Source organism: Winogradskyella helgolandensis (assembly GCF_013404085.1).
In the GTDB taxonomy this organism is placed as follows: domain Bacteria; phylum Bacteroidota; class Bacteroidia; order Flavobacteriales; family Flavobacteriaceae; genus Winogradskyella; species Winogradskyella helgolandensis.
Genome location: NZ_JABFHO010000001.1, coordinates 1,203,784 through 1,218,011 on the forward strand (window position 1 = coordinate 1,203,784; position 14,228 = coordinate 1,218,011).

At 33.5% G+C, this 14,228-nt stretch carries 12 protein-coding genes; 6 read left to right on the forward strand and 6 right to left on the reverse strand.

Translation table 11 applies throughout. The features are described 5' to 3' along the window. Positions 1-146: 146 nt before the first annotated feature. A complete protein-coding gene (locus HM992_RS04915) occupies positions 147-1,166 on the reverse strand; it encodes a LacI family DNA-binding transcriptional regulator (protein ID WP_179318920.1) in 1,020 nt (339 codons plus the stop codon). Between the two features lie 148 nt (positions 1,167-1,314). On the opposite strand from HM992_RS04915, the gene HM992_RS04920 reads away from it, so the two are divergent. The 4 genes from HM992_RS04920 to HM992_RS04935 all read left to right on the forward strand — a co-directional run bounded on the left by HM992_RS04920 (position 1,315) and on the right by HM992_RS04935 (position 4,869). Next, on the forward strand, positions 1,315-2,361 hold the full coding sequence (locus tag HM992_RS04920; RefSeq protein ID WP_178986119.1) for a sugar kinase: 1,047 nt from the start codon (positions 1,315-1,317) through the stop codon (positions 2,359-2,361). 20 nt (positions 2,362-2,381) lie between these two features. Continuing rightward, positions 2,382-3,599, forward strand: a complete 1,218-nt coding sequence (locus HM992_RS04925) for a 6-phosphofructokinase (protein ID WP_178986118.1) — start codon at positions 2,382-2,384, stop codon at positions 3,597-3,599. 82 nt (positions 3,600-3,681) lie between these two features. Next, positions 3,682-4,350, forward strand: a complete 669-nt coding sequence (locus HM992_RS04930) for a bifunctional 4-hydroxy-2-oxoglutarate aldolase/2-dehydro-3-deoxy-phosphogluconate aldolase (protein ID WP_178986117.1) — start codon at positions 3,682-3,684, stop codon at positions 4,348-4,350. Positions 4,351-4,353: 3 nt separating this feature from the next. Further along, positions 4,354-4,869, forward strand: coding sequence for a LacI family DNA-binding transcriptional regulator (locus HM992_RS04935; protein WP_178986116.1), 516 nt, complete (start codon positions 4,354-4,356; stop codon positions 4,867-4,869). Positions 4,870-4,885: 16 nt separating this feature from the next. Here HM992_RS04935 and HM992_RS04940 read toward each other — a convergent pair whose 3' ends face one another. After that, positions 4,886-5,953, reverse strand: coding sequence for a T9SS type A sorting domain-containing protein (locus HM992_RS04940; protein ID WP_179318921.1), 1,068 nt, complete (start codon positions 5,951-5,953; stop codon positions 4,886-4,888). A 270-nt stretch (positions 5,954-6,223) separates the two neighbouring features. Between HM992_RS04940 and HM992_RS04945 the strand changes: the two genes are divergently transcribed. Then, positions 6,224-7,180, forward strand: coding sequence for a T9SS type A sorting domain-containing protein (locus HM992_RS04945; protein WP_179318922.1), 957 nt, complete (start codon positions 6,224-6,226; stop codon positions 7,178-7,180). Positions 7,181-7,402: 222 nt separating this feature from the next. Next, positions 7,403-8,221 (forward strand): DMT family transporter, encoded by an 819-nt coding sequence (locus tag HM992_RS04950; protein WP_449658202.1) that lies wholly within the window; start codon positions 7,403-7,405, stop codon positions 8,219-8,221. A 4-nt stretch (positions 8,222-8,225) separates the two neighbouring features. Here the strand turns inward: HM992_RS04950 and metF are convergent, their stop codons facing one another. From metF to HM992_RS04970, 4 genes are all read right to left on the reverse strand, one after another. Further along, positions 8,226-9,179, reverse strand: coding sequence for a methylenetetrahydrofolate reductase [NAD(P)H] (gene metF, locus HM992_RS04955; protein WP_179318923.1), 954 nt, complete (start codon positions 9,177-9,179; stop codon positions 8,226-8,228). An 81-nt stretch (positions 9,180-9,260) separates the two neighbouring features. Beyond that, positions 9,261-11,936, reverse strand: a complete 2,676-nt coding sequence (gene metH / locus HM992_RS04960) for a methionine synthase (protein WP_179318924.1) — start codon at positions 11,934-11,936, stop codon at positions 9,261-9,263. Positions 11,937-11,963: 27 nt separating this feature from the next. Continuing rightward, positions 11,964-12,965, reverse strand: coding sequence for a homocysteine S-methyltransferase family protein (locus tag HM992_RS04965; RefSeq protein WP_179318925.1), 1,002 nt, complete (start codon positions 12,963-12,965; stop codon positions 11,964-11,966). Positions 12,966-13,025: 60 nt separating this feature from the next. Then, entirely contained in the window at positions 13,026-14,195 is a 1,170-nt protein-coding gene (locus tag HM992_RS04970) for a trans-sulfuration enzyme family protein (RefSeq protein WP_179318926.1), read from the reverse strand. Between the last annotated feature and the right edge of the window lie 33 nt (positions 14,196-14,228).

The window sequence follows — 14,228 nt, forward strand, 5'->3', positions numbered from 1 at the left end:
TAGTTAATAATATAAATATAAGCAAAAACAGTTCCATTAATTAATCGCTTTACTCGCAATCCTTAATATGGCGTTGTTTTTCTAATTGTTTTATTCTGTAATATGTTAATACTTTCAATTAAATAAGCGTTCTAAAATTTAAAATTTTATATTGATGAATCTCTAATAATCAATTCAGCATCCAGAATTATTTTATTTAGAGTTTGTTTTAATTCAGGTTCCGCAATATGCTTTAAAAATGCTTCTGCTGCCAAACGACCAATCTCCTTGCTGTGTTGCTCAATGCTAGAAATTGAAGGTGTAACCAAAGAGGTAAAGGGTTCATTTCCAAAACCTACTAGCCTAATGTCATCAGGTACTTTTATGTTGTTTTCATTTAAAACTTGCAAAGCTCCTAAAGCCGCATAATCACTAGCAACATAAACGGCATCTGGTCTGTTTTTCAACTTCAGGAGGTTTTCCATTTCTTGTCTTCCATCTTCAAGGGTAAGCGCACTTTCAATAATAAGGCTATCGTCAATAGGATGGTTGTGTTTCTTTAGTGCATCAACATAACCTTTAATTCTGTTATTGAAAATTCGTGTTCTTCTATAACCACCAATATGTGCAATACGTTTACAGCCTTTATTAACCAAATGTTCAACAATGACATGACTACTGTCATAATCATTAATACCTACATAGTCTACGTTAAGATCATTTTCACCACGATCAAAAAGGATAAGAGGAATGCCATTAGATTTTATTTTTTCGTAATGCGATAAATCAACAGTTTCATTTGCCATGGATGCAATAATGCCATCTACTTGGGTAAATAATAACGTATCAATATTTTTACACTCTTTCTCAAAGGATTCATTAGATTGTGTAATGATAATATTGTAGCTTGCTTTGTTAAGCACAGCTTCCATGTGTTCTAGAACTGAAGAAAAGAAATTACTGTTAGTTCTAGGTACAATAACACCAACTAAATTACTTTTTCCATTTCTTAAAGCACTAGCTAAATGATTGGGTTGATAATTCAGTTCTTTAGCGACGCGCTTAACAGCTTTCTTTGTTTTATCACTAATTCGTGAATCATCATGCATAGCTTTTGAAACAGCAGCAGGTGAGATATTTAAGACATTTCCAATGTCTTTTAGCGTTGCTCTTTTTTTATTGGCCAAGTTTTTATATATTTGCTTAATCGATTAAGCAAATATAATCTTTTTAATAATAAAAATCAAAGCTAAGACGTTTTGATTTATTTTTATCTAAGTTGCTTAATCGATTAACCAAACAATAATTTTATAACTAAATAAACAAATATTCAGAATGAAAAAAGTAGTCACTTTTGGAGAAATTATGCTAAGATTAGCACCTCAAGGTTTTTTAAGATTTTCACAAGCTAATAATTTCGATGCTATCTATGGTGGTGGAGAATCTAACGTAGCAGTATCACTTGCAAACTATGGAGTACCTGTAGATTTTGTAACACGTTTACCAAAAAATGATATTGGAGAATGTGCTATGATGGAAATGCGCAAAAGAGGAGTAGGGGTCGATAAAATAATTTATGGTGGAGACCGTTTAGGAATTTATTTCTTAGAAACAGGTGCTGTAAGTAGAGGTTCTAAAGTCGTTTATGACAGAGCACATTCTGCAATTTCTGAAATTAAACCAGGTATGGTAGATTGGAAATCTGTTTTTAAAGATGTGGCTTGGTTTCATTGGACAGGTATTACACCTGCAATTTCTCAAGGTGCAGCAGATGCATGTTTAGAAGCTGTAAAAATTGCTAGTGAAATGGGTGTTACGATTTCTACAGATTTAAACTACAGAGCTAAACTTTGGACGTTCTGTGATGATGCACATAGAGAAAAAATAATGACTGAATTAACATCGTATTGTGATGTTGTTTTAGGAAATGAAGAAGATGCAGAAAAGCATTTTAATATTCATCCTGAAGGTTTAGATGTTCACAAAAATGGGCATGATGTAAAAGCGGAAGCGTTCTTATCGGTTTGTAAGCAAATGATGGAAAAATTCCCAAGAGCTAAAAAAGTAATTACAACATTAAGAGGATCTATTTCTGCATCTCATAATACTTGGGCTGGTGTTTTATATGATGGCAAAACGATGTTTGAAACGCGTCAGTATCAAATTACAGATATCGTAGATCGCGTAGGTGGAGGTGATTCATTTATGGGAGGATTGATCTACGGATTATTAAAATATCCTGAAGATGATCAAAATGCATTAGACTTTGCTGTTGCAGCCTCATGTTTAAAACACACTATTAAAGGAGATGCTAACTTAGTGACGGTTTCTGAAGTAGAAAAATTAATGGGTGGTGATGCTTCTGGTCGTGTTGCTAGATAAATTTAGCTCATTTTAAACTAATGAAAAAATCAATAGCAATAATTTGCGGTGGAGGTCCTGCACCAGGTATTAACACAGTTATAAGTACGTTAGCCAAAACATTTATAAAAGATGGTTACGAGGTTATTGGTGTTCATCATGGCTACCAAGGCTTATGTTCTGATAATCCTGAGGTGAAAATTTTCGATTTTCATCATGCAGACCGTATCTTTAGTCGCGGTGGATCTACGCTTATAATGAGCAGATTTAAACCTAAAGACAGTGATTTTAAAGCTGATTTTTTCAAAAATAATAATGTAAAATTATTGGTTACTATTGGTGGTGATGATACAGCATCTACTGCCAATAGGCTTACCAAATATCTTCAAACTCAAAGTTTAGATGTTGCGCATATTCATGTGCCAAAAACGATAGATAACGATTTGCCTTTGCCAGACCGGAATCCTACATTTGGATTTCATACAGCTAAAGATGAAGGTGTGAGAATTGGAAATACGGTTTATGAAGATGCACGGACTAGCGAAAATTGGTTTGTCGTTTCTGCAATGGGACGTTCTGCAGGTCATTTAGCATTTGGTATTGCTTCGGCATGTCATTTTCAAATGATGATTATTCCCGAAATGTTTGATAAAACCAACATTACGTTTGATAAGTTAATCAATATGATTATCTCATCAATCGTAAAATGTAAAATCATGGGTGTTGCGTATGGAGTTGCATTGATAAGTGAAGGGGTTTTTCATTTTATGGATGAAGACGAAATCGTAAATTCAGGTATCAATTTTACATATGACGACCACGGACATCCTGAATTAGGAAATGTTAGTAAGTCGCATATTTTTAATTATTTACTACAAGTTAAATTGAAAGAAATTGGCTTGGACATAAAATCGAGACCTGTAGAATTAGGTTACGAATTACGATGTTGTAATCCTATAGCTTTTGACTTAACCCTTTGTACATTATTAGGTATTGGTGTTAAAAAATTATTCGATCAAGGAATTACAGGTTGTATTGTTAGTGCAAATTCAAGTGGAGATATAAAGCCATTATACTTGAAGGATTTTGAAGATGAAAATGGTAAAATCCCACCAAGATTGGTAGATATCAATTCAGATATGGCACAATTATTTATCAATAATTTATTCTTCATAAAAGAGAAGGATTATGATAAAGCGAAAGAATATGTTTCAAATCCAGAGGCATATGATTTTAAAAAAATATTAAATTGGAACTAAATTCCTGCAAGATTTTTAAAACCGTGTAGGTATAAATATTAAACGATTCCCAACATAATGGGAATGAAAAACAAGTTTTATTATGGCAAATTATACAAGAATAGAAGTTGCAAACGTAATGAAGGAAACTGGAATGGTACCTTTGTTTTATAATGCAGATTTAGAGATAGGTAAAAAAGTAATAAAAGCCACTTACGATGGTGGAGCGCGTTTACTTGAATTTACAGCGAGAGGTGATTTTGCTCACGAAGTTTTTGGAGAGCTTAACAAATGGGTTCTTAAAGAATTACCAGGAATGATTATGGGAGTTGGTTCTGTTACAGATGCGGCATCTGCATCTCGTTTTATGGCATTAGGTGCCAACTTTATTGTAACACCTGTTTTAAGAGAAGATATTGCCATTGTTTGTAATAGACGTAAAGTAGCATGGTCTCCAGGATGTGGTTCTTTAACAGAAATATGTAGAGCAGAAGAATTAGGTTGTGAAGTTGTAAAACTTTTCCCAGGAGGTATTTATGGTCCTGATTTTGTTAAGGCTATTAAAGGTCCTCAACCATGGACAAGTATTATGCCTACAGGAGGAGTATCTCCAACTAAAGAAAATTTAGAAGGTTGGTTTAAAGCTGGTGTAACGTGTGTTGGTATGGGCTCTAAATTGATTGCAAAAGGTGCAGATGGTAATTATGATTTAGCAAAAATTGAATCAGATACCAGAAATGCTTTAAGTATAATTAGTGCTTTAAAATCATAACTATTGAAATCGTCAGCTGTAACTATAAAAGAACTTTCGTCTTTATCTGGATATTCAATATCTACGGTTTCTAAAGCTTTAAATGATAAGCTTGAGATTAGTAAGGCTACACGAGATACAATTAAAACTATAGCTAAACAGCATGACTATGTACCTAATAGTTATGCTGTTTCTCTTAGAATGCAAAAGACGGGTGCTATTGCGGTTATTGTCCCACAAGTAACTGAGGCGTGCTATGGTCATTCGCTTAGCCATTTGCAAAAGTCCGCTGAAATCTTAGGATATAGAATTCTATTTTACCAATCTTTTAATTCAGATACTAAAGAGTTAAATTATATTAAAAGTCTTAGTGATGGCTCTATAGATGGAATCATTGTAGTGTCAGCAGAAAACAAACAAAGTTCTCAATATACCGGTCATTCATTTCCTGTTGAGTTATTGGTTATCGATTGTAATCAATCTATCGAAGACATAAAACAACGTTCATACGCCAGTTTAATGAATGTTTTAAAAGGGTAATTCCTTTTGTGAAGCATTATTCAATTATACATTTTAGGGTTGTAATAGGTCGGTTATATTTTAATACAGTTATAAAGTATAATCCCGAAGCCAAACCAGAAACTTCCAAAGTGTGATTATTTAATCGGTTAGATAGTTGTATCTCTCGTCCAGAACTATCAAATAATAGAATACTATCATAATCTATTGACTCTATATTTTTCAGTGTAACACGATCTTTAGACGGATTAGGAATTAAAGTCACTTTATTGGCTAGGGATTCTAAATCTGAAATTGATAAAGGATCTATTTCTTCAATACTAAAGTTGTTGAATAATACAACTTCATCTTGTAAATCATCAATGTTGATTAGGCTTCTGTAAATTCCCCATTTTGGTCGTGCAAAAGTTGCACCATCTTGCCACATGTCTATATCATCATTCGTGTAGCTTAGAAGGGTAGTGTTATCGGAAATTCGATTTATTATTATAGAATAACGACCTGAATTGCCATAAGTAATACGTTCTGTAACGTCTACCCAATGGCCTCTAAATAAATCTAAATTTGCGGTCAGTAAGGTGGTTTGATTAGTCGTTGGAGTTTGACGTAATTCAATACGATCGGGAGTTGCTTTTCTAGCCGTCAGTGTAATCATAGGTATAGAAGCATAGGCACCACCAACAGATTTAATTTGATGCAAATGTGTAAAGTTTGGAGAGACCTGAAAATCACTTGGTAATTTAAATTTCCATTTATATTCTATTATTTCACCTTCAACAGCTTTTAAATTATCAGGTGATTGATCGTAAGTTTTAATCTCGGTGCGTTGTCTATCAAAATTTTGACAACGATCGTTATCCGGAGTTTGGTGTGCTATAAACCTAAAAACATTAGTGTTTAAGGTGGTATCGAAAATTTCATCAATATGCCTTCCATAATCAGTATGCACGCAATCAGGTACTTCAATAACATTATATCCAGGTGCTAAAACGGTATTGATATCTTCATAAGTGTTTCCTAGGCTATTTGCGTTTAATATAACTTGCGCTATGGTGAGTTTTGAAAATAGACAAAGAGCAGCTAACGTAATTAATTTCATTTTCATAATTCAAATGTTTATTCAAGCTAAATTGGTTAACCAATATAGGTTTTATTTCGAGTAATCTTGTCACTTAGATATAAACTTATATGTTAAATTTTTATGTATTTAATATAATTGACACCCAACAATTCCTTTAGTGGCCTAAAAAATCGATTTTTTTTATGAATTTAATTACGAAAACGTAATAGGTTGTAAATTTTTTACTATATTTGGTAAACCAGATTGGTAAACCAGTCTAAAAATCTAAATATTAACTAATTAAATACAATAATTATGAAAACAAAATTACTTTCTACAAAATCATTTTACATCTTATTGGTGTTCAGTTTGTGTTTCAATTACGGTTGGAGTCAAAATCTTATGTTAAACCCTACTTGTGATGAGCATACTAGTAGTACAAGTGATAATGCAGATGCTTATGATATGACTCCTAATAGTACAATTGAGGATGAAAGTGGTCTTGATATAGATAGCCCTTACAGAGCCATTTGGAATAATTCTGCTTTAGAAGATGCTTTAGAAATTAAATATCTTGGAGCGGAAGGTTCTTTAGATGAACAACCAGGATCCACAAGTAGTGGTAACAACGGAACAAGAGGTGTTAAATTGTATGACGATGGTAGTCCATCAATAACAGGATGTTCTCGCCGTTTATATCAAAAGGTAGAGGGACTTACGATTGGTACTAATTATATTTTTTCAGTTGATTCACGTTCTGAGGCTGCAGGTACGGATTCAGAAGTATATATTTTAAATACTGAAATTACGGATGAGGTTGGTATTGATGCCAACGGTGCTGCTGATGCAAGTGTTGATGCTTATATGGATATTGCTGCTGCTGATGAATGGGCTACATTTACCACGGTTTCTTTTACTGCAACAAATACTTTTGCTGTGGTTTATGTTAGATCTTTAGGGTCAATTGATGGTGATACTGAAGTGTTTTATGACAATTTTTCGTTTGTTGAAGATGCTACTGCATCTGTAAATGATTTTTTTGCTTCAAAAATTAGTTTATATCCTAACCCTGCAAAAAGTTTCTTAACAATTGAAGCTGGGAATGTTGCTATTACTTCTGTAAGTGTGTTCAATATTTTAGGTGCAAAAGTTTTAGAGCAAGAGGAATTAGTTGAAAATAAACTAAATGTTTCGTCTTTAGAAAGAGGTATTTATTTATTGAAAATTTCTGGAGATAACGCTGTTACAACAAAAAGATTTATTGTTGAATAATTGGTTTTAAAAACCGGTTTTTAGCATAAAGTAAAACCCTGTAAATTTTAAATTTACAGGGTTTTTTAATTTTTGTCTAATAGATTAAAATCAAATAGATTGGATTGATATTTATTTGATTTAGACTTGTACTTCAAAACATATTTTATATGTAAATTGCCTCATTAAGTACAATATATTTTTATTACATTTTTTCTAAAAATTTAAATTCTGAAAAAAGCAATACAATACATGGTTATAAGCGCTTTAGCATTTACGCTAATGAATGCTTTTGTGAAGTCTTTAGATAATTTTAGTGTCTATCAAATTGTTTTTTTTAGATCTATCGGGTCCTTGTTTTTTACGATGCCATTTTTATTGAAAAATAAAATTTCGCTATTAGGAAATAAAAAAGGACTCTTAGTAATGCGAAGTATATTTGGCCTTATTTCAATGACATTATTCTTTTTGTCTATAAAATATATTGCCATGGGAACAGCAGTTTCCATTCGGTATATCGGTCCAATATTTGCGGCATTTTTTGCCTTGCTATTTCTAAAGGAAAAAATAAAACCTATTCAATGGTTATTTTTCCTAATTGCATTTATAGGTGTCCTTGTGCTAAAAGGATTTGATACCGAAATGGATATTAAAGGTATTGTGTTTGCTTTAATTTCAGCGGTGTTTGTAGGACTAGTTTACATCACTATACGAAAAATTGGAAGTGGAGACCACCCAGTAGTTGTAGTCAATTATTTTATGATTATATCAGCTGTTATTGGTGGTGTGTTGGCCATTACCGATTGGGTAAATCCTGTTGGTAAAGAATGGCTAGTATTATTAAGTTTAGGTGTTTTTGGCTATTTTGCGCAATTGTACATGACCAAAGCCATGCAAGTAGGCGAGACCAATCAAATAGCACCACTTAAATATCTAGAGGTTATTTTTACCATGATCATCGGCTTATTCTGGTTTGGTGAAATTTATACCATTTGGACTGTTTTCGGAATTTTACTTATTGTCTTGGGCTTAACGTTGAACGTTGTGACAAAGAAAAAATAGAATACTAAAACAACTCAGAAGCAATCGCTTTTATATTGTCACTTTTTCCCATAGAATAGTAGTGCAAAACAGGAACACCTGCTTGTTGTAATTCCTTAGATTGTTGAATAGCCCATTCTACGCCAACTTGCCGCACTTGTTCATTGCTTTTACAACCATCTACAGCTTCTATTAAATCTTCAGGTAAATCAATTTTAAAAACTTGTGGTAATAACTGTAAATGGCGCTTTACGGCAATAGGTTTAATACCAGGAATTATAGGTACATTAATCCCTTCTGCTTTAGCAGCTGAAACAAATTCAAAATACTTTTTATTGTCAAAAAACATTTGCGTAACTACGTAATCAGCTCCTGCATCTACTTTTTCTTTTAGACGTTTTAAATCCGTCTTTAAAGATGGTGATTCAATATGTTTTTCAGGATAACCAGCAACTCCAATGCAAAAATCAGATTTGTCATCAGCCTCAAGAACATCATGTAAATACTGCCCTTTGTTAAGATTTTGAATCTGACTCACCAAACCTTTTGCAAATTGGTGTCCTCCATCACAAGCCTCAAAATATTGTTGATGCTTCATAGCATCTCCTCGCAAGGCCATCACATTATTTATACCTAGATAATGACAATCTACAAGCAAATACTCTGTTTCTTCTTTTGTAAATCCGCCACACAATACATGCGGAACCGTATCAACGTCATATTTGTGTTTAATAGCAGCACAAATACCAACAGTTCCTGGTCGCATACGTGTAATCTTACGATCTAGAAGCCCCTCTTTTTCAATATAGAGGTATTCTTCTCTAGAGGTCGTAACATCTATAAAAGGTGGATTAAATTCCATTAAAGGCTCAATATTATTATAGAGTTGCTGAATGCTATTTCCTTTTTTAGGTGGAATAATTTCAAAGGAAAATAAGGTTTTTCCGTTTGCGTTTTTAATGTGATCTGTTACTTTCATACGCACTTCCCACGAAAGTGGGAATCTTTTTAATTACTAATTATATTATAAAATAGATTCCTGCTTGCGCAGGAATGACAGTTAATCCGCAATATTAGGACTCAACCATTTTGTGGCTTCTTCATTCGAAATATCTCTACGTTTACTATAATCTTCAACCTGATCTTCTTTTATTTTTCCTAATCCAAAATATTTAGCTTCAGGGTTTGCGAAATAATAACCACTTACACTGGCGGCTGGCCACATCGCTAAACTATCTGTGAGTTCAACTCCAATATTTTCTTTAACCTTTAAAAGGTTCCAAATAGTTTTCTTTTCTAAATGATCAGGACACGCAGGATAACCAGGTGCTGGTCTAATTCCTTTATAGTTCTCTTTAATTAAATCATCGTTAGTTAGGTTGTTGTCATTGGTGTAATTCCAATGGTTAATTCTAACTTCTTTGTGTAAGTATTCTGCAAAAGCTTCGGCTAGTCTATCGGCTAATGCTTTAATCATAATCGAATTATAATCATCGTGCTCTGCTTCAAATTGAGCCGCTAATTCTGCGGTTCCAAATCCGGTTGACACACAAAAACAACCCATATAATCTTGTTTTCCTGTGGCTTTTGGTGCTATAAAATCGGATAAAGCGATGTTTGGCTTTCCTTCTGATTTTTTGGATTGTTGACGTAGTGTTAAAAATGTATCTACTATTTTACCAGAAGTATCCTTAATCTCAATATCATCATCATTAGTCGTATTGGCTTCAAACAAACCAAAAATGGCTTTTGCCTTTAAAAGCTTTTCATCAAAAATACGTTTCAATAATACTTTTGCATCGGCAAATAATTCTGTGGCTTGTTCTCCAACGACATTATCCGTTAAAATCGCTGGATATTTTCCATGTAAATCCCAACTTCTAAAAAATGGTGACCAATCAATGAAATCTTCAAGTTTTGTAATATCAAAATCTTCAATAACTTGAATCCCTAATTGTTTTGGTTTTACGATTTCAGAAGTATTCCAATCAATATTAAATTTGTTTTTTCTAGCTTCTTTTATCGTTAAGTATTCTTTTTTTCGGGTTCGTTTTAGGAATTGCTCTCGAAACAAATCGTACTCCTCACGAATCTGATTTTTATATATTTTGCTATCTTTTTTGAGTAAATCTCCAACGACAGTTACTGCTCTCGATGCATCATTGATATGAACAACAGTATTTGTGTAATGTGGTGCAATTTTAACAGCCGAATGTGCTCTAGAGGTTGTTGCTCCTCCAATAATAAGAGGGATTTTTACATTTTGTTTTTCAAGCTCTTTAGAAACATAAACCATTTCATCAAGGGATGGTGTAATTAAACCGCTCAACCCAATAATATCTACCTTTTCTCTTATGGCCGTTTCAATTATTTTTTCTGGAGGAACCATAACACCTAGATCTACAATTTCGTAGTTATTACAGCCCAAAACAACGCTTACTATATTCTTTCCAATATCATGCACATCACCTTTAACAGTTGCCATTAATATTTTACCTGCAAATTCTTGTTTCCCATCTTTTTCGGCTTCAATAAATGGTTGAAGGTAAGCCACCGCCTTTTTCATTACTCGTGCCGATTTTACCACTTGAGGTAAAAACATTTTACCGCTTCCAAATAAATCACCAACCACGTTCATACCAATCATTAAATGACCTTCTATAACATGAATTGGTTTTTCTGAAGCTAAACGTGCTTCTTCCACATCTTCAAGAATAAAAGCATCAATACCTTTAACTAAGGCATGTGTAATTCGTTCTTGTAAAGGATTACTTCTCCATTCTAATACCTTTTCTTCATGTTCTTTTTTCTGTCCTTTTAAGGATTCAGCAAAATCTAATAAACGCTCAGTGGCGTCATCACGTTTGTCAAACAAAACATCTTCTACGCGCTCTAATAAATCTTTGTCAATTTCATCATAAATTTCTAACATTGTTGGGTTGACGATTCCCATATTCATTCCGTTTTTAATCGCATGATATAAAAAGGCAGAATGCATCGCTTCTCGCACAATATTATTTCCTCTAAAAGAAAAAGAGACATTACTTACCCCTCCAGAAACGTTAGCATATGGTAAATTTTCACGAATCCATTTGGTCGCTTCAAAAAAGTCGAGTGCATTTCTGCGATGCTCGTCCATACCTGTAGCCACCGGGAAAATATTGGGATCAAAGATGATATCTTGAGCTGGGAATTTAAGTTCGTTTACCAAAATATGATACGAACGTTTACAAATTTCGATCCTTCTATTGTAATTATCGGCTTGACCATCTTCATCAAAAGCCATCACGACTACAGCAGCTCCATAACGTTTAATGAGTTTTGCATGGTGTTTAAATTGGGCTTCACCTTCCTTTAAACTGATAGAATTTACTACACATTTTCCTTGAGCTACTTGTAAGCCAGCTTCTATGATTTCCCATTTAGAACTGTCTATCATTAAAGGGATTCGAGAAATATCGGGTTCTGAAGCAATCAAATTTAAAAAGGTCGTCATGGCATAAACACCATCCAACATCCCTTCATCCATGTTAACGTCCAGAATTTGTGCGCCACCATCAACCTGATCTCTTGCTACTTCTAAAGCTTCATCGTATTTTTCTTCTTTTATAAGTCGAAGAAATTTTCGAGAACCAGTAACGTTTGTGCGTTCTCCAACGTTAATGAAGTTGCTTTCTGGTGTTATTACTAAGGGTTCTAAACCAGAAAGGGTAAGGTATTTTTTTGTTTCAGTCATGTCAGTCTTTTAAAAGTAGATTCCTGGTTATGCAGAAATGACAATTTTTCTTGGTTCGTAGTTTTTGGCAGCTTCAGCAATTGCTTTTATATGGTCAGGACTCGTACCGCAGCAACCACCAATTATATTTATTAATCCATCTTTTAAATAGTCTTCAATATATTGTTGCATTTGCTTAGGCGATTCTTCATATTCTCCAAAGGCATTTGGTAAACCTGCGTTAGGATGGGCCGAAGTGAAAAATTCCGTTTCGTTAGAAAGTCTTTGCAAATAAGGTTTTAATTGTTGCGCACCAAGTGCACAATTAAATCCAACACTCAATAATGGAATATGTGAAATTGAAGTTAAAAAGGCTTCGACCGTTTGCCCGGATAATGTTCTACCAGAAGCATCTGTTATGGTTCCTGAAACCATTATTGGAATATCAATATGGCGTTCTTCTTTTACTTCTTCAATGGCGAATAAAGCTGCTTTTGCATTTAATGTATCAAAAATAGTTTCGACTAAAAGCATATCAACACCACCGTCAATTAAGGCTTCAACTTGTTGTTTGTACGCAATTCTTAATTCATTAAATGTAATCGCTCTGTATTCTGGTCGATTCACATCTGGTGATAAACTCGCTGTTTTGTTTGTAGGGCCAATACTTCCTGCAACAAAACGCGGTTTTTCGGGATTTTCTTTTGTGAATTTGTCAGCGACTTGTTTTGCGATTTTAGCCGATTCAAAATTCAACTCATATACTAAATCTTCCATGTCATAATCTGCCATAGCAATTGTAGTCCCGGAAAAGGTGTTGGTTTCTACGATATCTGCGCCAGCTTCGAAATATTTTGCATGAATTTCTGCAATAGCTTCAGGTTGTGTAAGTGATAGTAAATCGTTATTTCCTTGTAAAGGTGATGGGTAATCTTTAAAACGTTCGCCTCTAAAATCTTCTTCTTGAAAATTATATTGCTGAAGCATGGTTCCCATAGCTCCGTCGAGAACCAAGATTCGTTTTTGTAATTCATCTGTTATTGTGCTCATAATATGTGTGTGTTCTCGATACAACTTTATTCCGATGGCATAAAATCACTCGAACTAACCTTAGTTTTCTAAAGCTTGTTTTAAATCGTTAATAATATCTTCTGGATGTTCTAAACCAACAGATACTCTTATTAATCCTGAAGTTATACCTGTTTCTAAACGGACATCTTCTGGTATTTTTGCATGTGTTGTAGATGCAGGATGTGTTACAATACTTCGTGTATCACCTAAATTTGCTGAAAGTGATAAGAGTTGAATTGCATTAAGAAATTTACGACCTGCTTCAATACCTCCTTTTATTTCAAAAGCAACGATACTTCCACCTGCTTTCATTTGTTTTTTTGCTAAGTCGTATTGTGGGTGCGATTTTAAAAATGGATATTTTACAAAATTCACATTGTCGTGAGATTCTAAAAAGGTAGCAACTTTTAATGCATTATCGCAATGTCTGTCCACTCTTACAGGTAATGTTTCTAAACTCTTTGAAAGAACCCAAGCATTAAAAGGAGATAAAGCTGGACCAGTATTTCTCGAAAATAAATATATTTTTTGAATTAAATCAGAGCTGCCAACCGTTACACCACCTAACACTCTACCTTGTCCATCTATTAATTTGGTAGCAGAATGAATTACTAAATGCGCACCAAATTTTATGGGTTGTTGTAAATAAGGGGTTGCAAAACAATTATCTACAATAAAAATGAGATTATGTTTTTTGGCAATATCACCTAAGCGTTGTAAATCTAAAATATCTACAGCAGGATTCGTTGGGCTCTCTGCATAAATAACTTTAGTATTGGGTTGAATTAGACTTTCGATTTTATCTAATTCATCAATTTTAAAATAACTATTTGAAATATTCCACTTTGGTAATATATTATTAAATAGGGTTTGAGTTGATCCAAAAATACTTCGACAAGAAAGGATATGGTCATCTGTATCAAGTAAAGCAGCAAAAGTTGAAAACACAGCGGACATACCTGAAGCAAAGGCATAACCACGTTCTGCACCTTCCATTAAACAGATTTTATCTACAAATTCTGATGAATTAGGATTAGAATAACGACTGTAAATATTACGTTGTTTTTCATCAGCAAAAGAAGCACGCATGTCTTCGGCATCTTCAAAAACATAACTCGATGTTAGATACAAAGGATTAGAATGCTCTAAAAATTGTGAGCGCTCTATTTGTGTGCGTATGGCTTGTGTTTCAATATGTTTTGAACTCATTTTCTAATCTTTAAATAAATCAAAAAAACTAAA

Excerpts from the sequence above, each read along its gene's own strand:
- HM992_RS04970 (WP_179318926.1), bottom strand. The coding sequence starts at position 14,195 with ATGAGTTCAAAACATATTGAAACACAAGCCATACGCACACAAATAGAG.
- HM992_RS04930 (WP_178986117.1), top strand. The coding sequence starts at position 3,682 with ATGGCAAATTATACAAGAATAGAAGTTGCAAACGTAATGAAGGAAACT.
- HM992_RS04965 (WP_179318925.1), bottom strand. The coding sequence starts at position 12,965 with ATGAGCACAATAACAGATGAATTACAAAAACGAATCTTGGTTCTCGAC.
- HM992_RS04940 (WP_179318921.1), bottom strand. The coding sequence starts at position 5,953 with ATGAAAATGAAATTAATTACGTTAGCTGCTCTTTGTCTATTTTCAAAA.
- metH (WP_179318924.1), bottom strand. The coding sequence starts at position 11,936 with ATGACTGAAACAAAAAAATACCTTACCCTTTCTGGTTTAGAACCCTTA.
- HM992_RS04925 (WP_178986118.1), top strand. The coding sequence starts at position 2,382 with ATGAAAAAATCAATAGCAATAATTTGCGGTGGAGGTCCTGCACCAGGT.
- metF (WP_179318923.1), bottom strand. The coding sequence starts at position 9,179 with ATGAAAGTAACAGATCACATTAAAAACGCAAACGGAAAAACCTTATTT.
- HM992_RS04920 (WP_178986119.1), top strand. The coding sequence starts at position 1,315 with ATGAAAAAAGTAGTCACTTTTGGAGAAATTATGCTAAGATTAGCACCT.
- HM992_RS04945 (WP_179318922.1), top strand. The coding sequence starts at position 6,224 with ATGAAAACAAAATTACTTTCTACAAAATCATTTTACATCTTATTGGTG.